Annotated in this window: 26 protein-coding genes; 12 read left to right on the plus strand and 14 right to left on the minus strand. The window is 61.0% G+C overall.

All coding sequences use genetic code 11. The features are described from left to right. Positions 1 to 117 precede the first annotated feature (117 nt). Together AADW23_RS03335 and AADW23_RS03340 are read left to right on the plus strand one after the other, a co-directional pair. Positions 118 to 1,344 carry a class I SAM-dependent RNA methyltransferase gene (locus tag AADW23_RS03335; RefSeq protein ID WP_341863109.1) on the plus strand — a complete coding sequence of 409 codons (1,227 nt, stop codon included), beginning with the start codon at positions 118 to 120 and terminating at the stop codon, positions 1,342 to 1,344. A 17-nt stretch (positions 1,345 to 1,361) separates the two neighbouring features. Further along, positions 1,362 to 2,150 carry an ion transporter gene (locus AADW23_RS03340; protein WP_341863110.1) on the plus strand — a complete coding sequence of 263 codons (789 nt, stop codon included), beginning with the start codon at positions 1,362 to 1,364 and terminating at the stop codon, positions 2,148 to 2,150. A 30-nt stretch (positions 2,151 to 2,180) separates the two neighbouring features. Here the strand turns inward: AADW23_RS03340 and dxs are convergent, their stop codons facing one another. The 4 genes from dxs to AADW23_RS03360 form a co-directional block, all read right to left on the minus strand. Further along, positions 2,181 to 4,100 (minus strand): 1-deoxy-D-xylulose-5-phosphate synthase, encoded by a 1,920-nt coding sequence (gene dxs, locus AADW23_RS03345; protein ID WP_341863111.1) that lies wholly within the window; start codon positions 4,098 to 4,100, stop codon positions 2,181 to 2,183. A 167-nt stretch (positions 4,101 to 4,267) separates the two neighbouring features. Further along, positions 4,268 to 5,098, minus strand: a complete 831-nt coding sequence (locus AADW23_RS03350; RefSeq protein WP_341864268.1) for a polyprenyl synthetase family protein — start codon at positions 5,096 to 5,098, stop codon at positions 4,268 to 4,270. Between the two features lie 39 nt (positions 5,099 to 5,137). Next, the gene (locus tag AADW23_RS03355; RefSeq protein WP_341863112.1) at positions 5,138 to 5,380 is read right to left on the minus strand and encodes an exodeoxyribonuclease VII small subunit; all 243 of its coding nucleotides are present in this window, start codon (positions 5,378 to 5,380) and stop codon (positions 5,138 to 5,140) included. Next, positions 5,370 to 6,293 carry a histone deacetylase family protein gene (locus AADW23_RS03360; protein WP_341863113.1) on the minus strand — a complete coding sequence of 308 codons (924 nt, stop codon included), beginning with the start codon at positions 6,291 to 6,293 and terminating at the stop codon, positions 5,370 to 5,372. Before AADW23_RS03360 ends, AADW23_RS03355 begins: the two co-directional genes overlap by 11 nt. A gap of 121 nt (positions 6,294 to 6,414) precedes the next feature. Here AADW23_RS03360 and AADW23_RS03365 point away from each other — a divergent pair, with 121 nt between their 5' ends. Continuing rightward, positions 6,415 to 7,788: an NAD-dependent succinate-semialdehyde dehydrogenase gene (locus AADW23_RS03365; protein WP_341863114.1), complete on the plus strand. Its 1,374-nt coding sequence runs from the start codon at positions 6,415 to 6,417 to the stop codon at positions 7,786 to 7,788. 55 nt (positions 7,789 to 7,843) lie between these two features. Here AADW23_RS03365 and AADW23_RS03370 read toward each other — a convergent pair whose 3' ends face one another. Next, positions 7,844 to 8,554, minus strand: coding sequence for a response regulator (locus tag AADW23_RS03370; RefSeq protein WP_341863115.1), 711 nt, complete (start codon positions 8,552 to 8,554; stop codon positions 7,844 to 7,846). Continuing rightward, entirely contained in the window at positions 8,551 to 9,060 is a 510-nt protein-coding gene (locus tag AADW23_RS03375) for a MarR family transcriptional regulator (protein ID WP_341863116.1), read from the minus strand. Before AADW23_RS03375 ends, AADW23_RS03370 begins: the two co-directional genes overlap by 4 nt. Positions 9,061 to 9,229: 169 nt before the next feature. Between AADW23_RS03375 and AADW23_RS03380 the strand changes: the two genes are divergently transcribed. The 3 genes from AADW23_RS03380 (at position 9,230) to AADW23_RS03390 (ending at position 11,066) form a co-directional block, all read left to right on the plus strand. Next, complete coding sequence (locus AADW23_RS03380; RefSeq protein WP_341863117.1) at positions 9,230 to 10,096, plus strand: branched-chain amino acid aminotransferase; 867 nt, start codon at positions 9,230 to 9,232, stop codon at positions 10,094 to 10,096. Positions 10,097 to 10,217: 121 nt separating this feature from the next. Then, positions 10,218 to 10,619, plus strand: a complete 402-nt coding sequence (locus tag AADW23_RS03385) for a GFA family protein (RefSeq protein WP_341863118.1) — start codon at positions 10,218 to 10,220, stop codon at positions 10,617 to 10,619. A gap of 90 nt (positions 10,620 to 10,709) precedes the next feature. Continuing rightward, a complete protein-coding gene (locus AADW23_RS03390) occupies positions 10,710 to 11,066 on the plus strand; it encodes a DUF2794 domain-containing protein (RefSeq protein WP_341863119.1) in 357 nt (118 codons plus the stop codon). An 81-nt stretch (positions 11,067 to 11,147) separates the two neighbouring features. On the opposite strand, the gene AADW23_RS03395 is transcribed toward AADW23_RS03390, so the two are convergent. From AADW23_RS03395 to AADW23_RS03405, 3 genes are all read right to left on the minus strand, one after another. Beyond that, on the minus strand, positions 11,148 to 11,984 hold the full coding sequence (locus tag AADW23_RS03395) for a C40 family peptidase (RefSeq protein ID WP_341863120.1): 837 nt from the start codon (positions 11,982 to 11,984) through the stop codon (positions 11,148 to 11,150). Then, positions 11,981 to 13,354: a leucyl aminopeptidase family protein gene (locus AADW23_RS03400; protein WP_341863121.1), complete on the minus strand. Its 1,374-nt coding sequence runs from the start codon at positions 13,352 to 13,354 to the stop codon at positions 11,981 to 11,983. Before AADW23_RS03400 ends, AADW23_RS03395 begins: the two co-directional genes overlap by 4 nt. A 63-nt stretch (positions 13,355 to 13,417) precedes the next feature. Then, complete coding sequence (locus AADW23_RS03405) at positions 13,418 to 13,822, minus strand: hypothetical protein (RefSeq protein WP_341863122.1); 405 nt, start codon at positions 13,820 to 13,822, stop codon at positions 13,418 to 13,420. A gap of 170 nt (positions 13,823 to 13,992) precedes the next feature. On the opposite strand from AADW23_RS03405, the gene AADW23_RS03410 reads away from it, so the two are divergent. From AADW23_RS03410 to AADW23_RS03420, 3 genes are all read left to right on the plus strand, one after another. Next, a complete protein-coding gene (locus tag AADW23_RS03410; RefSeq protein WP_341863123.1) occupies positions 13,993 to 14,643 on the plus strand; it encodes a carbonic anhydrase in 651 nt (216 codons plus the stop codon). A 129-nt stretch (positions 14,644 to 14,772) separates the two neighbouring features. Beyond that, positions 14,773 to 15,303, plus strand: a complete 531-nt coding sequence (locus tag AADW23_RS03415; protein WP_341863124.1) for an SRPBCC family protein — start codon at positions 14,773 to 14,775, stop codon at positions 15,301 to 15,303. A gap of 45 nt (positions 15,304 to 15,348) precedes the next feature. Further along, positions 15,349 to 15,876 carry a hypothetical protein gene (locus AADW23_RS03420; protein ID WP_341863125.1) on the plus strand — a complete coding sequence of 176 codons (528 nt, stop codon included), beginning with the start codon at positions 15,349 to 15,351 and terminating at the stop codon, positions 15,874 to 15,876. Here AADW23_RS03420 and AADW23_RS03425 read toward each other — a convergent pair whose 3' ends face one another. Both AADW23_RS03425 and AADW23_RS03430 read right to left on the minus strand, forming a co-directional pair. After that, complete coding sequence (locus tag AADW23_RS03425) at positions 15,877 to 17,550, minus strand: mucoidy inhibitor MuiA family protein (protein WP_341863126.1); 1,674 nt, start codon at positions 17,548 to 17,550, stop codon at positions 15,877 to 15,879. Positions 17,551 to 17,795: 245 nt separating this feature from the next. Beyond that, the gene (locus tag AADW23_RS03430; RefSeq protein ID WP_341863127.1) at positions 17,796 to 18,818 is read right to left on the minus strand and encodes an aspartate-semialdehyde dehydrogenase; all 1,023 of its coding nucleotides are present in this window, start codon (positions 18,816 to 18,818) and stop codon (positions 17,796 to 17,798) included. A 363-nt stretch (positions 18,819 to 19,181) separates the two neighbouring features. Between AADW23_RS03430 and AADW23_RS03435 the strand changes: the two genes are divergently transcribed. Further along, positions 19,182 to 20,498 carry a DEAD/DEAH box helicase gene (locus AADW23_RS03435; RefSeq protein ID WP_341863128.1) on the plus strand — a complete coding sequence of 439 codons (1,317 nt, stop codon included), beginning with the start codon at positions 19,182 to 19,184 and terminating at the stop codon, positions 20,496 to 20,498. Positions 20,499 to 20,522: 24 nt separating this feature from the next. Here the strand turns inward: AADW23_RS03435 and AADW23_RS03440 are convergent, their stop codons facing one another. Then, positions 20,523 to 21,698: an MFS transporter gene (locus AADW23_RS03440; RefSeq protein WP_341863129.1), complete on the minus strand. Its 1,176-nt coding sequence runs from the start codon at positions 21,696 to 21,698 to the stop codon at positions 20,523 to 20,525. Between the two features lie 165 nt (positions 21,699 to 21,863). Between AADW23_RS03440 and AADW23_RS03445 the strand changes: the two genes are divergently transcribed. After that, complete coding sequence (locus AADW23_RS03445) at positions 21,864 to 22,883, plus strand: extracellular solute-binding protein (protein WP_341863130.1); 1,020 nt, start codon at positions 21,864 to 21,866, stop codon at positions 22,881 to 22,883. Positions 22,884 to 22,926: 43 nt separating this feature from the next. On the opposite strand, the gene AADW23_RS03450 is transcribed toward AADW23_RS03445, so the two are convergent. Together AADW23_RS03450 and AADW23_RS03455 are read right to left on the minus strand one after the other, a co-directional pair. Further along, the gene (locus AADW23_RS03450; protein ID WP_341863131.1) at positions 22,927 to 24,150 is read right to left on the minus strand and encodes an MFS transporter; all 1,224 of its coding nucleotides are present in this window, start codon (positions 24,148 to 24,150) and stop codon (positions 22,927 to 22,929) included. After that, positions 24,147 to 25,274: a HupE/UreJ family protein gene (locus tag AADW23_RS03455; protein WP_341863133.1), complete on the minus strand. Its 1,128-nt coding sequence runs from the start codon at positions 25,272 to 25,274 to the stop codon at positions 24,147 to 24,149. The genes AADW23_RS03450 and AADW23_RS03455 overlap by 4 nt, the downstream gene beginning before the upstream one ends. A gap of 17 nt (positions 25,275 to 25,291) precedes the next feature. Between AADW23_RS03455 and AADW23_RS03460 the strand changes: the two genes are divergently transcribed. Continuing rightward, a complete protein-coding gene (locus AADW23_RS03460) occupies positions 25,292 to 26,098 on the plus strand; it encodes a DUF4198 domain-containing protein (protein ID WP_341863134.1) in 807 nt (268 codons plus the stop codon).

The following is a 26,098-nucleotide window of genomic DNA, read 5'->3' on the forward strand; positions in this document are numbered from 1 at the left end:
CTTTGTCGCAAAGCTCCCCCATGACCTATGCCAGCCATTTCGCCGCCCGTTTCGGCCGCCCGCACTTCGATCGTTTCCCTTTCCTTCCTCGCGCATCGCGCGGACTGGCGGTGGCCCATGGTTGAGCTGACGATCAAACGCCTCGGCCACCATGGCGACGGCATCGCGGACGGCCCGGTTTTCGTGCCCCTCACCCTGCCCGGCGAAGTGGTCTCGGGCGAGGTGGACGGCGACCGAATGGCCGCGCCCGCCATTGTCACGCCATCGTCGGACCGAGTGAAAGCCCCCTGCCCGCACTACAAATCCTGCGGCGGGTGCAGCCTGATGCATGCCTCTGACCCTTTCGTGGCGACTTGGAAAGAAGATGTGATCACAAAGGCTTTGCAGGCCCACGATCTCCCCGTGCCCCTGCGCCCCATCGTGACATCTGCCCCCCGGTCGCGCCGCCGAGCGACCCTTGCAGGGACGCGGACCAAGAAAGGCGCGATGATCGGGTTTCATGCTCGTAAATCAGGCACTATCGTGCCGATTAGAGACTGTTTATTGCTAGAGCCTGCGCTGCTGGATACGATCCCTGCACTTGAGGAGATCGTAAAAACCGGGGCGTCGCGCTCGGCCACTCTGGGCCTGTCCGTGACGCTGACGGAAACCGGCATCGACCTACTGGTGACCGGGGCAAAGCCACTCGACGGACCGCTCCGCGCGGCCTTGCCACAAGTGGCAGGCGGCCGCTTCTCGCGGTTGACTTGGGGGGACGAGCCTGTGTTCACGGAAACCCCGCCGCGCCTGACCCTTGGCTCGGCCCGCGCTGTGCCGCCTCCGGGCGCGTTTCTGCAAGCCACGCAAGACGGCGAAGCGGCGCTGCAAGGTGCTGTGGCCGAGGCCGTGCAGGGCGCCAAAAACGTCGCGGACCTGTTCTGCGGCATCGGCACCTTCGCCCTGCCCCTTGCCCAATCCGCACCGGTTCATGCGGTGGAGGCAGCCCCCGACCTGTTGGACGCGCTCGACCACGCCACCCGGTTTGCCACGGGCCTGAAACCGATCACCTGGGAAAAACGCGACCTGTTTCGCCGCCCTCTTTTGCCGGACGAACTGGCAACGTTCGACGCCATCGTGATTGACCCGCCCCGCGCCGGGGCCGAGGCGCAGACAATCGAACTCGCCAAAGCGCAAGTCCCTGTTATCGCGGCGGTTTCCTGCAATCCCGTCACGTTCGCCCGTGATGCTGCGATTCTGATAGAGGCTGGCTACACGCTGGACTGGGTGCAACCGGTGGACCAATTCCGCTGGTCGCCTCACGTGGAACTTGCAGCGCGGTTCTCCCTTGCCCATATGAGCGGCTGACCCAAAGGAGCGCCCCCATGTCCGACCTTCGCACCCGCCTTGCACATTGGCTTGCGCGGCCTTCTGTCGGCAATTTCATCATCGGCGTTATCATCTTCAACGCGATCATCCTGGGGCTGGAAACTTCCGCGCCCATCATGGCGTCTTACGGCCCGCTGATCGAGTTTCTCGATACACTCTGCCTAAGCATCTTTATCATCGAAATAGCCCTGAAGCTGGTGGCCCAAGGCTTTCGCTTCTTCCGCAACGGCTGGAACCTGTTCGATTTCATCATCGTCGGCATCGCCCTGTTCCCCGCAACCCAAGGCCTGTCGGTCCTGCGGGCGTTGCGCATCCTTCGGGTGTTGCGAGTCGTTTCGGCCGTCCCCTCACTTCGCCGTGTGGTGGAGGGGTTGCTGACGGCACTGCCCGGCATGGGATCGGTCTTCCTGCTGATGTCGATCATCTTCTACATCGGCGCGGTCATGGCGACGAAACTATTTGCGGACCCATTCCCCGAATGGTTCGGCACCATCGGCCTGTCGCTCTACACGCTATTCCAAATCATGACGCTGGAAAGCTGGTCCATGGGCGTCGTCCGCCCGGTGATGGAGGTCTTCCCCTACGCCTGGCTATTCTTCGTACCGTTCATCATGGTCACGACCTTCGCCGTGGTGAACCTGATCGTGGGCCTTGTCGTGAACTCGATGCAGGACGCCCACGCCGAAGAAAGCAATGCCGCAACGGATGCCTATCGTGATGAAGTGATGGAGAGGTTGCTGGCCATCGAAGAGAAGTTGGATCGGGCACGGTCAAAACCCGATTGATATACCATTGATATACCCATGGGGCGCGCATTAGGCCCGCTGGCTCAGCACTTCCACACCCAAAGTGGTGAGAACTTTCGCCACGATATCCTCAGCGTTCATCCCCGCAATCGCGTACATATCGCGTGGGCTGGCCTGGTCGATAAAGATGTCGGGCAACACCATGGACCGGTACTTGATTCCAGTGTCAAACACGCCCTTTTCCGCCAGCAATTGCGCGACATGAGAGCCGAAGCCACCCACAGCGCCTTCTTCGACGGTAATCAACGCCTCGTGATGGCGAACGAGTTGCAGGATCAGCTCCTCATCCAGCGGCTTGGCGAAACGCGCGTCGGCAATTGTGGGGGTGATGCCGCGCGCCGTTAGGGTTTCTGCGGCCTCTTGCACCTCTTTCAGCCGGGTGCCGAAATTGAGGATCGCAACCCGAGAACCCTCTGAAATCATGCGACCTTTTCCGATCTCCAAGGCCGTGCCACGCTCCGGCAATTCGACGCCGACACCTTCCCCACGAGGAAACCGAAAGGCGCTGGGGCGGTCGTCAATCTCCAGCGCGGTGCGCACCATATGGCGCAGCTCGGCCTCATCGGCAGCGGCCATCACCACCATGCCAGGAAGGTTGGTCATGTAGCTGATGTCGTAGCTGCCCGCGTGGGTGCAGCCATCGGCCCCCACAAGCCCCGCCCGGTCAATCGCGAAGCGCACCGGCAGGCGTTGAATGGCCACATCGTGGACGATCTGGTCATAGCCCCGTTGCAGGAACGTCGAATAGATCGCGGCGAACGGCTTCAGCCCGCCTGCTGCCATACCCGCGGCGAAGGTCACCCCGTGTTGCTCGGCAATTCCTACATCAAAACAACGGCTTGGGAACCGCTCTGCGAACAGGTCAAGGCCCGTTCCATCGGGCATTGCGGCGGTGACAGCGACGATTTTGGGATCGTCTTCGGCCTCGGCAATCAGGGATTGCGCGAAAACTTTGGTATAGCTTGGCGCGTTGGAGGGGGCTTTAACCTGCTCTCCGGTGGCGATGTTGAACTTGGCTGTGGCGTGGCCGCGATCGGCGCGATGTTCCGAGTATCCCTTGCCCTTTTTGGTGATCGCATGGATCAGAATCGGCCCATCGGCGCGAGATTTCACAGTGCGCAGGACTGACAGGAGGCTCTCCATATCGTGGCCATCAATCGGCCCGACGTAAGAAAAGCCCAACTCCTCAAACAAGGTGCCACCGACCGTGGCGGATTTCAGAAGCTCCTTCGCGCGGCGGGCACCTTCTTGGAAAGGTTCGGGCAGAAGGGATACGGCACCCTTGGCGGCGGCTTTGAATTCTTGGAACGGGGCGCCTGCGTAAAGCCTTGATAAATAGGAAGACATTGCGCCTGTTGGCGGCGCGATAGACATCTCATTATCGTTGAGGATCACGATAAGACGCTTGCCCAGATGGCCCGCGTTGTTCATCGCCTCAAACGCCATGCCGCCGGACATGGCCCCGTCGCCAATCACCGCAATTGCGTCCCCATGGCCAGTATCGCTATCTCCACCCAGATCACGGGCGACGGCGAAACCGAGGGCCGCAGAAATCGAGGTCGACGAATGCGCCGCGCCGAACGGATCGTAAGCAGATTCTGAGCGTTTGGTGAAACCCGACAGGCCGTCTTTCTGGCGGATCGTCAGCATCTGCTCGCGCCGCCCCGTCAGGATCTTGTGGGGGTAGCATTGATGCGACACATCCCAGATCAATTTGTCACGGGGCGTATCAAAGATCGCGTGCAGCGCGACGGTCATTTCCACCACGCCCAACCCTGCCCCGAAATGGCCGCCGGTTTGGCTGACGGTCCAAATCATCTCGGCCCGCAGTTCATCGGCCAGACGCTTCAGATCAGCATCGCTCAACCCCTTGAGGTCATGGGGAGAGTTCACCTTGTCCAGCAATGGGGTCGTTGGGCGCTCGCTCATAACATTCCTTTTTTCCGCTACCGCCTTTGGCTACTTGAGCGGGGTGTTTCTTTTTCCGCTACCGCCTTCGGCTACTTGAGCGGGGTGCTTCTTTATCCGCTACCGCCTTCGGCTACTTGAGCGGGGTGCTTCTTTATCCGCTATCGCCTTTGGCTACTTGAGCGGAGTTACTTATCTCGAGTCACTATATAGTGCGCCAAATCGCGAAGACTCTGCGCTTTATCGCCATAGGGCTGAAGCGCCGCAGTGGCCTCTGCGAGGAGGGCTTGGGAGCGGGCCTTGGCCGCGGAAAGCCCGAGGAGGGACACGAACGTCGCCTTTCCTGCATCAGCGTCCTTGCGCAGAGCCTTCCCCGCAAGCGCCGCATCGCCTTCGACGTCCAGAATGTCATCGGCAATCTGAAACGCGAGGCCAATGGCACGGGCGTAAGCCCGCAACGGCGCGGAATCAGCGTGGCCAAGCACCGCGCCCGCAAGGGCGGGCCATTCGATCAGGCGGCCCGTCTTGTTGGCTTGCAGGTCGGTGATTTCTTCTAGCGTCAGTGGGCGGCCGGCAGTTTCCGCTGCAATATCTTGAGCTTGACCCAAAACCATCCCCTGCGCACCGCTCGCTTTCGCGAGGCTCGCGCACAGGGCCACCCGCTCCTCCGCCGTGCCGGCGTCCTCGCCGCTTATTAACTCGAACGCGAAGGTCTGAAGCGCATCGCCGACCAGAACGGCCGTCGCCTCGTTCCATTTCTTGTGCACCGTGGGCTGGCCCCGGCGCAGGTCGTCGTCGTCCATGCAGGGCAGATCGTCGTGGACAAGGCTGTAAGCGTGCAGGCATTCCACCGCCGCCGCCGCATAAAGCGCACGCTCTTGGGGCACGTCAAAAAGCGCCGCGCTTTCCAATACCAAGAACCCACGAAGGCGCTTACCGCCACCAACGGCATAACGCATGCCGTGGGCGATATCGTCATCACCGAACTGCGCCAATTGCTCTGTCAGGAAGTCGCCAATGCGCGTTTGCGCATCGCTCAGGGTCGTCTCGAACACGCGTTACAGACCCTCAACTGGGGTCGCACCTTTCGGTTGGCCGCTGGCATCCAATGTGATCTGCGCGACCTTTTCTTCGGCCTCTTTCAGCTTCGCTTCGCAGCGGGCCTTCAGGGCCGCGCCACGTTCATAAAGCTTGATGGAATCTTCCAGCGCCACGTCGCCCCGATCCAGCTGGGTCACGACCTGCTCCAACTCGCGGATCGCATCCTCGAAGCTCATTTCCTCGATGGGTTTATCGGTCATCGTGGTCCTCCAACTCTGTCACATGGGCAAGCACGCCGTCGCCGAGCCCCTGAAGATCATACCCGCCTTCCAAAGTCGAGACGATGCGGCCTTTGCAGACCTCTTCAGCCACCTTCACCAGTTCGCGCGTGACCCAGGCAAAATCCTCGTCCTCCCAGTTCAGGTTGGCGAGGGGGTCACGGGTATGGGCATCAAACCCGGCAGAGATCAGGATCAACTCAGGCGCGAATTCGCGCAGGCGCGGGAACACATGGCTTTCGTAGCGCGAGCGCATCGCTTGTCCGTCCGAGCCGGGGGACAGCGGCAGATTCATCACGTTGTCAGAGGCACCCCGCTCATGCACCGCGCCCGAACCGGGGTAGAGCGGCATCTGATGGGACGAAATGAACAACGCCCGCGCCTCGTCCCACAGGATGTCTTGGGTGCCATTGCCGTGGTGTACGTCAAAATCAACCACAGCCACACGGGACAACCCATGGCGTTCCAGCGCGTGACGGGCGGCGATCGCGATATTGCCGAACAGGCAGAACCCCATGGCACGGGTCTTTTCGGCGTGGTGACCGGGCGGCCGCGTGGCCACGAAGGCACGCTTGTGGGCACCAGACAGGACACGGTCCACGGCCAGAAGACAGCCGCCGACACCGCGCAGCGCCGCTTCCCACGTGCCCGCCGAGGCACTGGTGTCGGCGTCAATCTGAACCATCCCGGCCTCGGGCATCGCATTGCGCAGGGCGTCGATGTAGCTTTGCGGGTGGCACAGGGCGATGTCGTCTTCGGTGGCCAAAGGCGCCTCTACCCGATCGGCTTCTACTTCAGCCAAGACGGCGAAAACAGTCTCTAAACGGGCGATACGCTCTGGATGGCCGTCGGGCATCTCGTGCTGAAGGCCGCTGGGGTTATTGATGATAAGCATGTGTGATCATCCGTCATTGCTGGGTTTCGCGGCGCCCGCCACGAGGTGCGGTCACGCCCCCGGGGAACTTGGCACACGCGCCGGGCGTTTGTTGGTTAGTGTATCTAGAGGACCCTGTTCAATGTCAAAGATCGAGACCATCAATCCCGCCACGGCCGAGAAAATCGCCGAATATGAAATGATGAGCCGCGACACTGCCTTCGCAGCGGTCGAGGCTTGTCATGCCGCACATCTTGAGTGGCGCAAGAAATCGCCAGAAGACCGCGCGCCAGTCCTGCGCAGATTGGCTGAAGTCCTGCGTGACAACGCCGACGACCTCGCGCAGCTGATGACCCGCGAAACGGGTAAGTTGATTTCGGGCGGGCAAGACGAGGTCGCGTTGTGCGCCGCGATTTGTGAATTCACCGCCGAAACCGGCCCTAAACTGCTCGCGGACGAAAAGCGCGATCTGGGTGACGGGGCCGAGGGTTTGGTCACGTATCAGCCGATCGGTGTGATCTACTCGATCCAGCCCTGGAATTTCCCCATCTACCAGCCACTTCGCGTGTTGGCCGCCGCCGTCATGGCCGGAAACGGATGCGTTCTGAAACATGCGTCCCTCTGCACCGGCAGCGCCCTGCACCTGCGGGAATTGTGTATCGAGGCCGGCTTCCCGGAAGATCTGTTTCAGGTGCTGGTGATCGACCACGATACCTCGGACGAGATCATTGCCCATGACCGTGTGCGTGGCGTGACCATGACCGGTTCGGACGATGCTGGCCGCCATATCGGCGGAAAGGCCGCAGCCGCCTTGAAGAAGACAGTGTTGGAGTTGGGTTCGAACGACGCCTACCTGGTCCTAGAGGACGCCGACGTGGAACTCGCCGTGAAAACCTCTGTTCAGGGCCGTCTTTACAACAACGGCCAGACCTGTGTGAACGCCAAGCGATTCATCGTGACTGACAAGGTCTATGACCAGTTCGTGTCGGCTTTTGTGGAGGCGATGGAGGGCATCACGCTTGGCGATCCGACCGACGAGGCAACCGAATTGGGCCCTCTCAGCAGCCAGGGTCAACTCGATACAGTCCACGAACAGGTTGAAGAGAGCGTGAGATGCGGGGCGTCTCTACTTTGCGGCGGGAAGGTCGCGGATCGCGACGGGGCCTATTACCCCGCCACGGTTCTGGGCGATGTCACGCCGGGCATGCCTGCATACGACGATGAAATCTTCGGGCCGGTGGCTGCGGTGATCCGTGCCAAGGACGATGCCGACGCGATGCGCATCGCCAACGACAGTCGCTATGGCTTGGGGGGCGGGATCTTCTCGAAAGACGAGGATCGCGCGATCGAGCTGGCACGCACCCATTTCGATACGGGCATGGTGCGGATCAACGGCTTTGGTGCGGCACATCCCAACATGCCGTTCGGAGGCGTGAAGAACTCGGGATACGGCCGTGAACACGGCGGCTTTGGGGTGCGAGAGTTCGTGAATGCCAAAGCCGTCTTCCTGCCCTGATCGTCAAGACCGCAGCGGGGGCCGGACCTCTGCTGCGGGACCAGACCCAATGGCGTCAATCCGGGGCCAGCATATACCCCGCGCCTCGCACGGTTTGCAGATAGCGAGGCTGCTTCGGGTTCATCTCGATCTTGCGGCGCAATCGCGTGATCTGCACATCGACCGCGCGTTCCTGCACCGGTTCTCCACCGACCTTGTCTCGGTTCAGCAGGCTCACAAGCTCTCCGCGCGACAGGGCTTCAGTGGGTTGGTGGGCGAAGATGCGCATCAACGCCGCCTCGGTCGCGGTAAGTCGGACGGGGTCTTTGCCCTGCCATAACTCTCCACGTTCAATATCATAGCGCACCGGCCCGAGGTGGAGGACTTGCGGCACCGTCGCATCCTCTACCGGGGCAGGCATCCGCCGCAGGATTGCATTGATGCGGAGCAGCAGCTCTTTCGGCTCAAACGGCTTGGCAAGATAGTCGTCGGCCCCCGCCTCCAACCCTTCGATCCGGTCGCCAGATTCCCCGTTGGCGGTGAGCAGCAGGATCGGTGTGGCCGCCGTCGTGCGAATATCACGGCACAGGCTCAACCCATCCTCGCCGGGCATCATCACGTCCAGCACGATCAGGTCAAAGCTCAACCCCGCCAACAGCACCCTCGCTTGCGCAGCGTTGCGGGCGCCTGTGGCCATAAAACCGTTACGCATCAGGAACTTCTGAAGAAGCGTGCGAATACGCTCGTCGTCATCGACGATCAGAAGATGGGCGCCGATATCTGTCATTGGTTCTGTTCCACACCCTCAAGGTAGTGGCGGCGCATGTCCGGGTCCATCATCTCTTCCAAGACAGCGCGAAAACCTGACACGGCATCGGGCCCGGCGTTGCGAAAAGCGGCCCTTAACCGATTACGCTGTGCCTCACTCAGGGCGCGTTCCAGCGTTTCGCCCTCTGAGGTCAGGAACAAGTGCCGCTCTCGCTTGTCTCGGGTGCCAACGCGGGCCTCGACCAAGCCGTCTTCGATCAGGGCACGTAGAACCCGGTTCAGGGATTGTTTCGTCACCCCAAGGATCGACAGCAGGTTGTTCACCGTCGTCCCGGGCGTCGTGTTGATGAAGTGGATCGCCCGGTGGTGGGCACGGCCATAGCCACGCTCTGCCAGGATCAGGTCAGGATCGGCGGTAAACCCCCGATATGCAAAAAACATCGCCTCACTGCCGCGGCGCAATTGTTCGTCGGTGAGAAATAGCAAACTATCCCCACGCCCCATGGCTGCGCCTCGATCTGACATGAGCCCCCCTTTCGTATAAGCTTCAGTTTAAGTCAGCCTTGTTGACTTTCCAAGAATCAATTGCTAGCAAAATGGACGAATTGCGTAACTTTATGTCCGAAACGGACCCAAATCACGCAACTTTTGAAAATACGGCCTATGATCTGGGCAACATTGAAGGACGAGACCAATGGCAACATATGACGACAGGGACGGCGTGATCTGGATGGACGGCAATCTCGTCGACTGGCGCTCTGCCAATGTCCACCTGATGAGCCACGCCTTGCACTACGCCTCCAGCGTGTTCGAGGGCGAGCGCGCCTATAACGGCAAGATCTTCGAAAGCCGCAAGCATTCCGAACGGTTGCGCTATTCCGCCTCTTGCCTCGATTTTGAAATCCCCTTCACGGTGGATGAAATTGAGGCCGCGAAATATGAGGTCATGAAGGCCAACAACCTGACCGACGCCTACATCCGCGCAATTGCTTGGCGCGGCGCGGGCGAGGACATGGGCGTCAGCTCGGCACGCAACCCTGTTCGCTTTGCCATCGCCGCATGGGAGTGGGGCAGCTACTACGGTGACGCCAAGATGAAGGGCGCGAAGCTGGACATCTCCAAGTGGAAACGCCCCTCACCCGAGACGATCCCCGTCCACGCCAAGGCCGCGGGCCTCTACATGATCTGCACCACTTCCAAGCACGCGGCAGAGGCCAAGGGCTGCTCCGACGCGCTGTTCATGGATTACCGCAACTACGTGGCCGAGGCGACGGGCGCGAACATTTTCTTCGTGAAGGACGGAGAGGTGCACACCCCAACGGCGGACGTCTTCCTGAACGGCATCACCCGCCAGACGGTCATTGGCATGCTGAAAGAGAAGCAGATCAAGGTGCACGAGCGCCACATCATGCCGGAAGAGCTGGAAAGCTTCGAGCAGTGCTGGCTAACCGGCACCGCAGCCGAGGTAACACCCGTGGGCAGCATCGCCGACTACAACTTCGAAGTCGGTGCCCTGACCCGCGACATCGCAGAGAGCTACGAGAAGCTCGTGCGGGCGTAAACTGCCACTCCAGGACACCGAAAGCCCCGCACCCAGCCGTGTGGGGCTTTTTCGTTTGAAGCCCTCCGCCCGGTCGGTTCAAGCTGCACACGCAAGAACAATCCGACGTAGGAGGCAAGAAATGGGCGAGACGGCGAATGGCGCATGCCTTTGCGGCGCGGTACGCTTTCGTATCGACGGCGCGTTCGAGCATTTCTTCCTGTGCCACTGCACGCGGTGCCGGAAGGACAGCGGCTCGGCCCATTCAGCGAACCTTTTCTCCACCTCGGCACAGCTCGAATGGCTGGCGGGCGCAGATCTTGTCGCGGTCTTCCAACTGCCGAAAACGCGCCATGTGAAGGCATTCTGCACATGCTGCGGCTCGGCCATGCCTGTGATGCAAAAGGGCTTTCTGTCGGTTCCCGCCGGCGCCATCGATACAGAGCTGACCTTGCGGCCCGCGGCGCATATCTGCACTGGCTCACGAGCCGGCTGGGACGATGCGTTGCACGTGATACCCCGCATCGACGGGTTACCTGACTGAGGTAGGCGGATGCCGCCTTTCCGCTAGGCCACGCAGGTTTTTCACGCGCCACCGCTTGACCCCACCAGCACCAAACCCCACCATCGCTCCATGGCAATCCAGTTCCAGCCCACCGGGCCGAAAAACAACCAAGGTTCGGGCACCCAGACCCAAGTGGCGTTCCACCGCACCGAACTCGGCCCCATTCTCGGCCTCTACGGTCGCATGGTCGCCGCGGGCGAATGGCGCGACTACGGGATCAGCCACCTGCAAGACGTCGCCGTCTTCTCCATCTTCAAACGCACGGCTGAAAACCCGATCTACCGGATCGAAAAACGCCCCAAACTGCGCGAAAAACAGGGCCAATACGCTGTCATCGGCATGGATGGCCGCATCCTGAAACGAGGCCACGACCTGAAGACCGTCCTTCGGGTCCTGGAGCGCAAAATGATCCGGGTCGTGGATTAAATCCACACCACCGCAACCGCGCTCCCTCCTTCATCTTGGCAAATACACCTCCCCCCGGAGGGTCGGCCCGCCGCAAACACCCTACCCCAGCGTTAACCGCTTGCGCGATGTAATCGGCCCATACTCACTGGCCTCGATCCGCGCGGCAGCGTCCTTCAGTGGTTCGTAGGCCGTCGCCATGTGGTGCGCATTCGCGTGCAGCAACATGCGGTCGCTGGCCATCAAGCCCACGTGACCCTTCCAGAAAATAATATCTCCGCGCTTCAATGTCTCATCGCTGGGGATGTCCTCCCCCAGTGCCACCTCTTGCTGATCGCTGTCTCTGGGGCAATCGACACCGCAGGCAATCAGACAGGCCTGCACCAACCCGCTGCAATCAATCCCCCAGCGGCTGGTGCCGCCCCAAAGATAGGGGGTGCCCAGAAACAGGTCCGCAATTCCTACCGGGTCCGCGAACCGTGCCTTGATCGGCATCAGATGCTGCGACGGCATGAAGTGCCCGGTGTGGATGCGCTTATAGTCACCGCTTTCCCCGGTCACCTTCACCTGGCTTCCGAAATATAGGCACACATCCGGCGACACCTTCAAATTCGCCTTTGGATACAGATGCGTCGCGGGGGAGATCACCCAATGGGTCGCAGGCTCCGCTCCCGTTAGGGCCCCTTGCAAGATGTAGCCGACGTAGCCGTCCCGCTCGGATTGGCCGAAGGCGAAACCATCTTCGGTGTCGAGCACAAGAAATCGCTCACCAAACACCAGCTGTGACGCCCGCGCCCCGCGGGGTTTGTCGGTCAGGTTGGCAATGGGCTGCTGCACCATCATCCAGCGTCCTTCCGAGTAACGTTCGGCCTCGACCGTTCCGTTCAAAGAGGTGTGGGCAACGCGGCCATTGTAGGGGGTCGTACGGGGATCGTTCATTGGGACAGAACCTCGGGTAGGGCATTGAACAACGCGCGAATACCTTGGCCGACGCCGCCTTTGGGGCGGGCGGGGGCGTTGGTGCGTTGCCAGCCGTAAATGTCAAAATGTGCAAACCGGGGCACGGGCGCGAAGCGTCGCAGGAACAGCGCCGCCGTGATTGCCCCCGCCATGCCCCCCGCCGGCGCATTGTCGAGGTCCGCTATACCCGGTTCGATCATCGGCTCATAAGCATCGTGGAATGGCAGACGCCAGCACGGGTCCGCGACAGCGGCGCTGGACGCTGAGAGCGCCAAGGCCAGCGGGTCATCATCGGTGAAAAACGGCGCGATATCGGGGCCAACAGCCACCCGCGCCGCGCCTGTCAGGGTCGCCATGCAGATCAACAGATCCGGTGGCGTTTCGGAAGCATAGGCCAGCGCGTCGGCCAAAACCAAGCGTCCCTCTGCGTCGGTATTGTTGATCTCAACCGTCAGCCCGTTGCGCGCGGTAAAGATATCACCGGGGCGGAAGGAATTGCCGGCGACGTTGTTCTCCACCGCCGGGATCAACACGCGCAGCCGCACGGCCATACCGCTCGCCATTATCATCCGGGCGAGGCCCAAGACGTTGGCCGAGCCGCCCATATCCTTCTTCATGATCCCCATCGACGCGCCGGGCTTCAGGTTCAACCCGCCGGTATCAAAGCACACACCCTTGCCCACCAAGGTCAGGGTTGGACCGGTGTCGCCCCATGTCATCTCGATCAGACGCGGCGATATCGCTGCGGCGCGGCCCACGGTGTGGATCAACGGGAAGTTCTTCTTTAGCAGGTCTGCTCCTTCAACGGTGCGCACATCGGCTCCGAACTCAGCCCCAAGCGCGCGCGCGGCGGCTTCCAAGGCATCGGGGCCCATATCTTCCGCCGGTGTGTTGATCAGGTCACGGGTCAGGGCCTCGGATTGCGCGATCAGCAAGAGGCGATCGGCGTCGATCCCATCGGGCGCCACAAGCCGAGCCTTTGGGCGCGGCTGGCTGCGATAACGGTCAAAACGATAGAGGGACAACAGATAGCCAAGGGCGATCTCTTCACCCTGTCCAGCGGGCAGTGCGCTTAGGGCGTAGGTCGCTTCTGGCAGGGCGGCAATCGCCGCGCCAATGGCAAACCGCTTGCGGGCCCGATCAGCGGCGGTGCCTGTCCCAATCAGGACACGCGCCATCGCGTCACCGGGCAGAACCAGGCTTTGCCCCAACGCGCCAGTGAAGTTATGAAACGCGGCCCATTGTGCCTGCGCTTCGGGTAATCCAGCCAGGGTATCTTCGCAATCTTCCGGGCTGGTCAGCAGAATGGGAAGGGCCGCCGAGCTGGCCTGAGCAAACGTCATCGTCATAGGGAGCGCACCGTTGTTAATTGGCGCCAGCCTATAGGTCAGAGCCTGCTCTGCAAGGCCAGATCAGCCGGAAAGATCCTCCAGATCCCAGACCGCATGGATAGAGCGTTCCCCGACACGGTCCAGCCGGGCCATGGTTGCGGAAAAACCGACCTCGTTCCCGGCGATGTAGGTCTCCAGCACATCCCGCGCCACCCGCGCCAGTGTTGCCATCCCGATCAGGTCCGCGTCCTTGCAAAGATGCTCTAACGCGACCACAAATTCCCGCCCGCTGCGGCGGCACGTGGCATCAAGCGTCGGCAGCACTTCCGATATGCGGTGCAGCGCAAGGGCGACTTCCGCCTCGGCACGGACCTCCCCTATTTTCAGGCAAAGTTCTTCCAGACATTCAGGATTGAATCGCGCCGGTTCTTCGGGCGCAATTGTTGCGATCGTCGGGCACAGTTCGGCCCTAGCTGTAAGCAGCATTTCTCACTCCACTTCGTTCGCCCCCACCACAGGACGCCCACCATTGGGATATTGGAGGAGGGTATGCGCGGTTGTGCTGAAGAAGTGATTTACTCCGAAGGCAAAAGCATCTCCAATTCGCGGCGAATGCAGGTTAAGGAAGGAAACCACACCAGCCAGAAGGTAGATTAATGCATCGCGTACACTCCCTGCCCGAATATTTGTTGGAGCGTTACAACCACTGGAAGATTAACACCTTTCCAGAGCACAAGGATTGGTTCCGAAAATTGGCCACGGAGGGCCAGCACCCCCGCGCAATGGTCATTGCCTGCTGCGACAGTCGCGTGGCGGTCAACTCCATCTTCGGGCAGCGCACCGGAGAGTTGTTCGCCCACCGCAACATCGCCAATCTGGTGCCGCCCTTCACGCCCGATGGCAACCACCACGGCACCGGTGCAGCGGTAGAGTATGCGGTCAAGCACTTGAAGGTGCAGCATATTCTGGTAATGGGCCATTCCAATTGCGGTGGCGTGGCCGGGTGTATTTCCATGTGTGAAGGCAACGCGCCCGAGCTCGATGAACAAGACAGCCTGATCGGTCGTTGGCTGGACGTTCTGCGCCCCGGCTTCGACGCGGTGTCCCATATCGAAGAATCTGCCCAACGCCAAAAGGCGTTGGAGAAAGAGGGCATCCACGTCAGCCTTCAGAACCTGCTTACCTATCCTTTCGTCCAGGATGCCGTGGACGCTGGCACCCTCACTTTGCACGGCCTATGGGCCGATATCGCAGATATGGACCTTGAAACCGTCGACGGCAGCGTTGGCCGCTTCAAGCCAACCTGAACCAAAAAGACCTTTGGTCTCCGACGCAGGTGGTACGTTCGGGGGCGAAGGGCCAATTTTATCCAAACGATTCGGCCAATCCGTGGTAGTCTTTGGGCAATTGCACAGTGGCGATAAACGGAGGACACCATGCGCTTGATCCGAAACATCCTGATTGGATTGGTGGTCCTTGTCGCCGTTGTAGCCATCGTGGGCATGTTCTTGCCCCGCTACGTTTCGGTGGAACGGGATGTGATTGTAGACGCCGCCCCCGAGGCCGTGTTCCCCCACGTGAATTCGCTGCAATCCTTTTCGGAATGGTCCCCATGGGGCGATATCGACCCGGAGATGGTAGTCACCTATTCGGGCCCCGAGACAGGCGTCGGCAATGTGATGGTCTGGGAATCCGATCATCCCAACGTCGGCAACGGGCGGCAAGAGATTCTGGAAGTGGTGGAGAATGAGAGCGTGCGCACCGCGCTTGATTTTGGGGACATGGGCACGGCGGAAGCCTGGTGGCGGCTAACGCCGGAAGGCGACGGGACCCGGGTTGTGTGGGGCCTGACCGCCGACATGGGCAGCGGGCCGGTTGGGCGCTGGTTTGGTCTGATGATGGACCAGTGGGTCGGTGCCGATTACGAACGCGGGTTGGCACGACTGCAAGAAACGGTCGAGGGCTAGGTTAACCTTCCATCAACTAGAATCGGCAAGTCTTGGGTCATGGATATGACCGCGCCCCTCGTGATTGATCTGCCGCCAGAAATGCTGCACGCCCTGCGCCAAGGCGCACGGGCGGCGGGCATGGCACCGGCGGATCACGCTGCTCGTCTGATATCGAAAAGCCTGCGTCTTGAAGCGGCGAAGACGCCCTTTCGGGCGGAGGAGCCGTCTGACCTCCTCGCGCCCCTGCGGGCGCTCCTCGCAGCTGATCTTTCACAAGCCAAGGGATGGGCCGACTTGCAGGACCGTCTTGCAACTCACGGCTACACTTTCCGCGAGCGGGGCGGCGGCTTGGCGCTTTATTCCACAACCACCGCGACACGGATATGCAAGGCGTCCTCCCTCGGGTGGTCCTACGCCGATCTGATCCGCCGTTTCGATGCGCCCTTTCCGGGCCATTCCCACACCCACGTGGCGCAGAGGGTTCTAAGACGCACCGTTCCCAAGACATCAAAACACCCAAGCCTGTTTTCAGACTCGGATGATTTTGCGGGCACCGATGACGATGACCTCATCTTGTTTGAGGATGAATGATCAGGGGCGCCAGTCCAGAATCTGACCCTCGGGGAAGGTGAACTCCACTTCCATTTCAATCAACTGCTCTGCGCCGGAAGCCAGTGTCATATCCCAGGCGTGGACGCCGCGTTGATCGTCGATATCTTCTTCAGACGGACGCGGGCTGAGGGTCAGGTCGAGGTCCAAATCCTCTTGCTCGGCAAACGGTGTGGCATAGAGGATGCGCACGCTTTCCGCTTCGGTCCCGGTGTTTTCCACACCGAACGCGATCTGACGCGCTTGGGTGGAGGAGGTTACGAACAACCCCCTGTCCCCCTCGGCCAAAGACCGATCAATCCACGTCAGTTGCAGGTGATCGAGCGCCCCAAAGGCTATTTCGGAATCGGCCCCTGCGGGAATCAGCGGCAAGGCCCCTTCGCCCATCAACGCGCCGTCACGGTAGAATCGGGCGTCACCGGGCAGGATCGGGGCGCCGCTGTCATTTTCCACCATCGCAATACGGAAGGCCGTTTCATCCCACCGCGGAACTGCGCGGTTTTCCTGCTCGACGACCAAATCGACGGTATCGAACGCCAGCAGAACCTCGCCCGTGGCCGATACGCTGATCGGCTCGGGGTAGGCGTAGGACACGGACAACCCTTCAAAAGCGGCAGTTACGGCAACCTCTTCAACCGTCACTACGGGGGCGCCAGCGGAGAAACCTGTCACCATAGGGGCAGGCATGGGGATCGAATCTGCGATTTCCATCGAGCGGCTGAGGGCCCCGCCTTGCGCAATGACAGGTTCCTGTAACCGCGCTGGACGAGACGCCAGAGCAGAGGGTTCCCGCGCCCGGTCCGGCGACGCGGTGGAGAATATCACGTCAACGTCCTGCCAACGGGCGGGCCCGTAGGTTTGCAAGGTCACGAAACGATCAATCGCCAAGGTGCTGTCCTCGGTATCGAGATCCAGCTCGTAGCTTGGACGCCAGCCGGCGTTGGGGGTGAAGTACGCCAGCACCACGTCGATGTCAGTCTCCTCCGCGGCGACAATATCCACGGAAATCGCGTTGATCTGCTGGCCGAATGGCGACAACGCTTGCAAGGCGCGGGCGGCGTCGGAATAGGCGCGCTGCGCGTCGGTGAGCGCCTCCACCAAATCCCGGCGTGCGACTTGGGCATCAAGGGCCTCGGCTGCCAACCGAGCGGTCTCTGCGCCCAGGGTGGACAGGAACAGCGCCACCTGAGCGGGGTCGTCGGGCATCGCCACGCCATTTTCCCCACCGCGCAAGATGGCGGCAATGTAGCCCTGTTGCGTTTCAATCGCGCGAAGCTCGGCATCGGCTTGGGTCAGCGCATCTTGCGCCTCGGCCATGGCGTCTTCCGCCGCTTCTACGGCCTCGCGGGCTGTGGCTTGGGCGGCGGTATCCAGCGCACCCTCTGCGATGGGATGGTTATAAAGCGGCGTTGGCGGCCCGAAACGCACGCCGTCCGTGCCGGCGATCTGCGGTAGCGAAATGGAATCCAGATCAGGCACCGCGATCAGCAGGCGATGGCGTCCAGCAGGGATAACCGCGGTGCCAGCCCGCGACACCTCGGCGCCGGAACCAAAGACTGTCGCCTCGGCCAGATCAGCACGGATCACGATATCATCGGCATGGGCCGCGAAAGGAAGAGTGGCGCAAAGCGCGGTGGTCAGAAGAATACGTTTCATAAAATTGGTCCTCATATGGCGGAGCGACAGGGCTGGAAGTCAGTCCTTCAGTAACGAGATGGGCAAACGGGGGGCCGCCCTTGCACGATGGGTCACAGCCAATCTCACTCAGGAACGCCGCCTCTGCCAAGGGCGGAAAACCCGACCGATCCCGGCCAGTTCTACAAAATAAGACGCAGGCCGAAGGGGATTCCTTGGGCCTGCGTCAGAATTTTTCTCGATGTCAGTCTAAACGGCTGAAGGTGTTAGCCTTTTTTCAGCACCCGGTTGCCCAGGGTCTCGGCGATCTGCACCGCATTCAGGGCCGCGCCCTTGCGCAGGTTGTCGGAGACGCACCACAGGTTCAGGCCATTTTCAATCGTCACGTCCTGACGGATACGGCTGATGAACGTGGCAAAGTCGCCGACACATTCGATCGGCGTGACATAGCCGCCGTCTTCGCGCTTATCGACAACCATGATGCCGGGGGCTTCACGCAGGATATCGCGGGCCTCATCTTCGTCGAGGAAGTCTTCAAACTCGATGTTGATAGACTCGGAATGCCCCACGAAAACCGGGACACGCACGCAGGTGGCCGTGACCTTGATGGCGGGGTCGACGATTTTCTTCGTCTCGGCCACCATCTTCCATTCTTCTTTCGTGTCGCCGCTGTCCATGAACACGTCGATGTGCGGGATCACGTTGAAGGCGATCTGCTTGGTGTAGACCTCGGGCGCGACCTCTTGGCCGGGCACGTAGATGCCCTTGGTCTGCTTCCACAGCTCATCAATCGCCTCTTTGCCAGAGCCGGAGACAGACTGATACGTGCTGACCACGACGCGCTTGATCTTGGCGCGGTCATGCAGGGGCTTCAGCGCCACGACCATCTGCGCGGTAGAGCAGTTGGGGTTCGCGATGATGTTCTTCTTGGCATAATCATGAACCGCCTCGGGGTTCACCTCTGGCACCACCAGTGGCACGTCGGGGTCGTAGCGGTAGAGCGAGGAGTTATCGATCACGATACAGCCCGCCTTGGCGGCGACGGGTGCGTATTTCTTCGTGGCTTCCGAACCCACGGCGAACAGCGCAATGTCCCAGCCGGTGAAATCGAAGGTGTCGAGGTCTTTTGTCTTCAGGGTCTTGTCGCCGAAAGAGCATTCCGTCCCGATAGATTTACGGGAGGCCAGAACCTCGATCGCCTCAATTGGAAACTGGCGCTCGTCCAGAATGTTCAGCATTTCGCGGCCCACGTTCCCGGTGGCACCCACAACGACGACTCTATAACCCATTGCCTTAATCCTTTGGTTGGATGTTGCGGCACATAATGGATGCCTAATCTCAAGGGAAGGGTACTTGGCGTGAAGTTTATTGAACGGTTGCATCATTGCCCGTGATTTGGCCCGATGTTCACAAAGCTTGACTTAAGGGGCCAACTGCCCCATCTGCACCCTACGGATGCTGCACTGCCGCGTGAGCAGTCGCCTACGCCCTTCGCGGGAAACGGGCCCACAGCACCGACATACTTTTCCAAGACCCCCATCACGCAGGGCTCTGACGATCGGCGGATGAGCCGCCCGGTCGCACCCTAGCCGCGCCACAGTTCTGTGGTGCATTCCGCGCGTGCCTTCGGTTCGCGTTACGAAGGATACGATTTGTTCGATTTTGATATGCTCGGCTTGAAGCCGATCCTTGCGAAGACCCTGAAAGAGGCCGGCTTTAAAGAGCCTACACCAATCCAGAACCAAGCCATTCCAATCGCCCTGGATGGTCACGACATCATGGGCCTTGCCCAAACCGGCACCGGCAAGACGCTGGCATTTGGCCTTCCGTTGATGGAGCATCTTCTGTCTCTGCACGGCAAGCCCGAGCCGAAGACGGCCCGCGCCCTGATCCTTGCTCCGACACGAGAGCTGGTGAACCAGATCGCCGACAACCTGCGCGTGTTCTCCAACAGCACACCGGTAAAGATCACGACCGTTGTGGGGGGCCAAAGCATTGGCCGCCAGATCAGCGTTCTGTCACGCGGCACCGATATTCTTGTCGCCACACCCGGCCGCCTGATGGACCTGATGGACCGTCGCGCGATTGATCTTTCGACCGTGAAGCACCTTGTGCTGGATGAAGCGGACCAGATGCTCGACATGGGATTCATCCATGCCCTGCGCAAAATTGCGCCCGCTCTTGGGACACCACGCCAGACCATGCTGTTTTCGGCTACCATGCCCAAGCAGATGGAAGAACTTGCCGGTGCCTATCTGAACAACCCCAAGCGGGTTCAGGTCTCACCTCCCGGTAAGGCCGCGGACAAGGTCACGCAGTCGGTGCATTTCATGCCCAAGCCCGCGAAACCTGCGAAGCTGCGCGAAGTGCTGGACCAGGATCCCGATGCGCTGGTGCTGGTCTTCGGTCGCACCAAGCATGGCTGTGAAAAGCTGATGAAGGGCCTTGTGGCAGACGGCTACAACGCCGCCTCCATCCACGGCAACAAAAGCCAAGGTCAGCGCGACCGCGCGATCAAGGCGTTCCGTGATGGTCAGATCAAGATCCTTGTGGCGACCGATGTGGCCGCACGGGGCATCGACATCCCCGGCGTGGCGTATGTCATCAACTATGAGCTTCCCGACACGCCCGACAATTACGTGCACCGCATTGGCCGGACGGCCCGTGCCGGTCGTGAGGGTGAAGCGATTGCGTTCTGTTCCGCCGAAGAAGTCGATCTGTTGGTGCAGATTGAGAAGCTGATGAAGATCACTATCCCCGTAGCCTCTGGCACACGGCCCGAAGCGGTGAAGGTTGAGAAACCTCAGCGCGGTGGGCGGCGTCGTGGCGGCGGTGGTGGTGGTCGTCCCGGTGGCGGTGGCGGCGGCGGTCGCAAGCCTCAGGGCAAAAGCGGCGGCGGCAATGGTGGCGGCGGCGGCAATGGCCAGGCCCGCAAACCTCGGCGGCCCCGCCGCAGCAAAGCGGCCTAATCTGTCGCGCCATAGTAAAGCGGCCTAATCAGGCCGTTCTTTAGAAAACGCGTAGGCGGCGAGCCCCACAAGGATCGCCGCCGCAAAAATCGCAAACAACGCGCCATAGGCCACGTTTGCCCCCATGGTGGTGCTTAACCCGCCGTGGATCGGGCCCGAAGCGAACTGAATGACGCCCGCGCCGCCAATTCCGAACAGGTTCATCAAGCTCACCCCACGCCCTGTCAGGTGGTGGGGCAGAAACGTGCGGCCATGGGCCATGACCGCCGGATAGGATGCGCCAAACGTGCCGATGGCCACGAACAGAGCCACGGAAATTGCGTAGCTTACGGGCGGAAGCAGGAAGAACGAGAGGCACAGCAGGGCAACGGCCGCATTCCCCACCAGAACCGTCAATTTGCGGCTGGCAAACAGCCGATCCGCGAAACCGTACAAGAAGTTACCCGCCACCATCGCCAGACCCATCGCCAGTGTCGCGACCCCGATCTGTTGCAACGTGGCCCCGAAGACATCGCTGACATAGGGGCTGATCCATAGCCCTCGGATACCCGCCGTGGGCGCATAGCACACCAGCATCCCCACATAGATAGGCCAGAGAGCACGAATGCGCAGAAGTTGAAGGAAGCTGCCCTTCGCCTCGCCGTCGGGTTTGGCCGGGTCGCGCACGAAGGCCAGAACCCCAACGGCGATGAGGCCGGTGAAAGCGGCGGCGATCCACAGGGTTTCGCGCCAGCCCACGGCCTCAACAACCCAGGCCAACGGCGCGGCGGACAAGAGGTTGCCGAGGGAACTGACGCCAACAGTGACGCCCGCCAAGGTGCCGAACATCGCGGCAGAGAAGGTACGGGCGAAAATATAATAGGTCGCCATCAACACGGGCGAGCAGCCGATGCCGATCAGGCCCATGGCGAGAATGATGCCGCCCGGACCCTGCGCCAAGGCAAACACAACGCAACCACCCGCCGCCCCAAGCAGGAACAGGCTGGCAGCGGTTCGGCGCGGCCCAAGGGTATCCAACGCCCATCCAACGGGAAGCTGCATCACGGCAAACGTCGCAAACCAAAGGCCCGAGGCCGTGGCGAGATCTTCAGTCGTCATGCCAAGTTCACCCCGAAGCACCGGAGCCAAGACCGCCAGAAAAGCGCGGAAAAATTGGCTGAGGCAGTAGGCGACGATCAAAAAAGACAAGCCTGCGCGCATGGTTAGCTTCCTCCCTCTCACCACTCGTCGGGACCTTACGCTCCCTCCTCGCAGCCGCAAGGGGCTCCGTTTCTGATAGTTTCTGTCGGATACATCTTGACGGCAGGGGGAGTCTCCGATTGAAAGCACCTGACTGTTTTAGTAAGGTTATCCAAGGAGCCTCTGATGACTCGCACACTGTCCGCCCTTCTAGGCACCACCATCTTCATGTCCACGGCTCTGGCCGCTCAGGCGCAAGAGTTGAACCTTTATTCCTCGCGCCACTATGAAACGGACGAACGCCTCTATTCCGACTTCACGGAACTGACCGGCATCGCCATCAACCGCATCGAAGGTAATGCCGACGAGCTGATCGCGCGGATGGCGGCCGAGGGTGCGAACTCTCCTGCTGATGTGTTCCTGACGGTTGATACCTCGCGCTTGCAACGGGCCGCCGATATGGGCGTGCTTCAGGCGATTGAAAGCGACGTGCTGGCCGAGCGCATCCCCGCGAACCTGCGCGACGACGACAACATGTGGTTTGGCTTCTCGCAACGCGCCCGCATCATCTTCTATGATACCGAGCGTGTCGAAAATCCGCCCCTAAACTACCTTGACCTCGCCGATCCTGCCTACGAGGGCATGATCTGTATCCGGTCTTCCACAAACACCTACAACCAGACGCTTCTGGCCTCTCTCATCGAGAACCACGGCGAGGAAGCCGCGCGCGATTGGGCCGAAGGCGTTGTGGCCAACATGGCGCGTGATCCACAGGGCGGCGATACCGACCAGCTGCGCGGTTTGGTTTCCGGCGAATGCGATATCTCTGTTTCGAACACCTACTACATGGCACGCTCCATCCGCCGCGATGTGGAAGGCCTGAGCGCGGAAGACCGTGCAAACATCGGTTGGGTTTTCCCTGACCAAGGTGGCAACGGCGCCCACGTGAACCTGTCCGGCGGCGGTGTGGCGGCAAATGCGCCGCATCTGGATGCAGCGATTGCGTTCATGGAATACCTCGCCTCTGACCAAGCGCAGGAATACTTCAGCGCCGGCAACGACGAATATCCCGTTGTGGAAGGCGTGGCGATTGCGGCCTCGGCACAGGAATTGGGCGCGTTTGAAGCCGACGACGTGAGCCTTGCCGCAGTGGCGGGTAACCTGCCCCTTGCTCAGCAGATCTTCAACGAGGCGGGCTGGGAATAATCTCTCGTCCTCCCCTCTCTGAATGCACAACTGAAAGGCGCCCCTAACCGGGCGCCTTTTGCGTTTGCAACCGCTCGGACCACAGCATTACCGGCACCAAGACCAGCGACAGCACCAGGCACCAAACGCCTTGGGTGACACCCTGTTCCGGGTAAGTGACACCCCGATCAATGAACCACCCGGTAATCCCCGGCCCGATCGCCGTGGCGAACACCATGATTGCGGTCGCAATAGAGCGGACAGAGCCAAGGTGATTGGTGCCGAACAAGGTGGGCAACAGCGTGCCCGATAGCGCCGCCGCCGTGCCTTGGGTCACCCCCACCAGAGCCAATGCCACAGCCCATCCAAGGGGCGTTTCCGATGGGCCGATGAGGAACATGCCAAGGCCCATGGGCACCAGCACAATCGGCATCAGCCGAGCGGGTCCGAACCTGTCCGAGGCCCATCCCGCCACAAGCCCCGTCGCCACGCTGGCCGCCGCATAGGCCGCATAGCTCGGGGCCATGGCGGTCAGGGTCCAGCCCTTCACCTCGGCCACATGAACGGCGTGGAAGAAGACCACAGTGCCGATGAACCCCGGCGTCAGAAGCAGGGGCACGAGGGCGTAGAACAATGGATGGCTCAGCACCTCTCCTCGGGTCCAATGCTTGCCAAATATGCCCGGCGCGCCTTGGCCACCGTTTGATCCGGCGGGCGCACGGTCTTGGGCCAGAAGCCACATGAGCGCGGGGATCAGGGCCAGCACAATGACCGCCGCCGCAACGGCCCATGTGGCCCGCCACCCGATGCCCGCGATGATCAGGATGGTGACGATGGGCAGCGTTGCTTCGCCCACGGGATAGCCAAGGTTCGTCAGCGCCATGGCGCGGCCTCTTGTCGCCACAAACCACCGTGCCATCGCGGTGGCCTTTATGTGGGTCATCATGCCTTGGCCGCAAAAGCGCAGCAGAAAGACCGTGATCAGCAGCACCCAAACCGATGAGTTGAACGCCATCAAGACGCAGGCGAGCGCCAAGAAGCTGGTCACAATCAGCGCCAGCCGCGACAGCGGCACGGTGTCGGCACGCCCTCCGAACAGGATCAGCAGGCAGGCCGACGACACCGTTGCAACCGTGTAGATGCCCCCCCACTGACCATCCGTCAGCCCATAGGCCAGCCGAATTTCACCCGCAAAGATCGAGATGAAATAGGTTTGCCCAAACGACGATCCGAGACTGAGAAGCAACCCGGTGGCGAGCCACCGGGCATTCTCTCGGACGAAGCTCAAAGAAGGGTCCGTTCAACCACCCACCATGCGCCGATCGCGGCGATTACCAAGGACGCCGGGATCACGATAGCGGTGCGATACCAGTCCTTCTTCATGAACCAGCCGACCAAAGCGAAGGCGATGGCGATCACGGCCAATTGGCCCAGTTCGACGCCGATGTTGAAGCCGATCAGCGCCTCGATGAACCGACCCGAGGCGATGCCGAAATCACCCAGAACGCTGGCGAAGCCCAAGCCGTGCAGCAGACCGAAACCGAACACAAATATCGTGCGCCACTTGGTGTTGCCGATCCCAAGGATGTTTTCCACCGCGACATAGACGATGGAGGCGGCGATCAGCGGCTCCACCACGCTACCGGGGATGGAAACGACGCCGGTGGCCGCCAAGGCCAAGGTGATCGTATGGGCCACCGTAAAGGCCGTGACCTGCAACAGCAGGGGGCGCATCTGGGTGGCAAAGAAGAACAGGCCAAGTACGAACAGGATGTGATCGAGCCCCTTGGGAATGATATGATCAAAACCCGACACGACGTAGCGCACAAAGACCTCCATCGCGCCTTCGGTCAGGATTTCCGCGCGGGGCAGTTCTGGCGTCAACTCACCACCATCAAGGAAGCCCTCGTAGGCATCATCGCCGCCGCCCACCTGGCGCGGAACGAATGTGCCGAACTGCGGCGACAGACCGACCTGCACGCCGGCGTCCCCTTCGGGCAAGGTCGCGCCCACGGTCAGCAGGGAATCGCGCGGTAGCTCTGGGTCGCCCACCTCGGGGATGTCCACGGCGATGATCTGCGACTCCAGCCGTTCTCCGTCCACCTCGATGATGAAGCCAAGGGCGATACGGTCCCACGCCGCGCGAAGCTCGGCCTCAAGTTCTGCCGGGTCCATTGCCCGCAAGCGGTCGTAGGTTTCTGCTTCCGGCGCGGCGTCTGTGTCTTCCACCGCGCTGACGTCGATGCCAGCGATCAACGCCTCTAACGTCGCACGCAGGGCCATGGTGACTTCCGTCTCGCCCACTTCGATATCTGCGATGGTTGGGCGTATCTCATGGGCCCAAGCTGGCAGAACCGTGAAGACAAGCGCCATTGACAGCGCGATGCGCCGGACCATGGTTAAACCAATCATATTGAAGGACCCTCTTGATGAAACCCGTATATCTGTTCGCGACAATTGCGGCTCTGGCCATCCCCGGCAAGGGCTTTGCTCACGAATTTTGGATCGACCCGCAAGATTTCACGGTCGAAATTGGGGAGGCACTTCTGGCGGATCTTCGGGTCGGGCAAGAGTTTTCAGGCGCCTCGATGAGCTTTCTGCCTCGCAATTTTGATCGTTTCGAGGTGATGAACGGCGGCCAGGCACTACAGGCGGAAGGCCGTTTCGGCGATATCCCTGCATTGCGGATGGGCGATCTGGCCGAAGGGCTTGCCGTCATCGTGCACCAGACAACAGCCAACCAACTTACGTGGTCCACGTGGGAACGGTTCCTGAACTTCGCCGTCCACAAAGATCTGGGCGATGTCACCGCGATGCACGCAGAGCGGGGCCTGAGCCAGGAAAACGTGACCGAAGATTACATCCGCTACGCCAAGTCCCTGGTCGCCATCGGCGATGGCGCCGGCGCAGATAGTCGCGTGGGGATGCGCACGGAACTGGTGGCGCTGGCCAATCCCTATACGGACGACATCTCTGGGGGGATGCCGATGCAGCTTTGGTACGATGACGCATTACAGGCCGATTATCAGGTCGAACTGTTTGCAGAGAACGCCGAGGGCGAGGTGACAATCACCTATCACCGCACAGATGCCGACGGCGTCGTGCTTCTGCCGATTGAACCGGGCATGAGCTACATGGCCGACGCGGTCTTTTTGGAAGCTGTCGAACCTGCCGAGGACGGGGATGCCATCTGGGTCACCCACTGGGCCAATATGACGTTCTCCACCGCGCCATGA

Source organism: Gymnodinialimonas sp. 57CJ19, from assembly GCF_038396845.1.
In the GTDB taxonomy this organism is placed as follows: Bacteria; Pseudomonadota; Alphaproteobacteria; order Rhodobacterales; family Rhodobacteraceae; genus Gymnodinialimonas.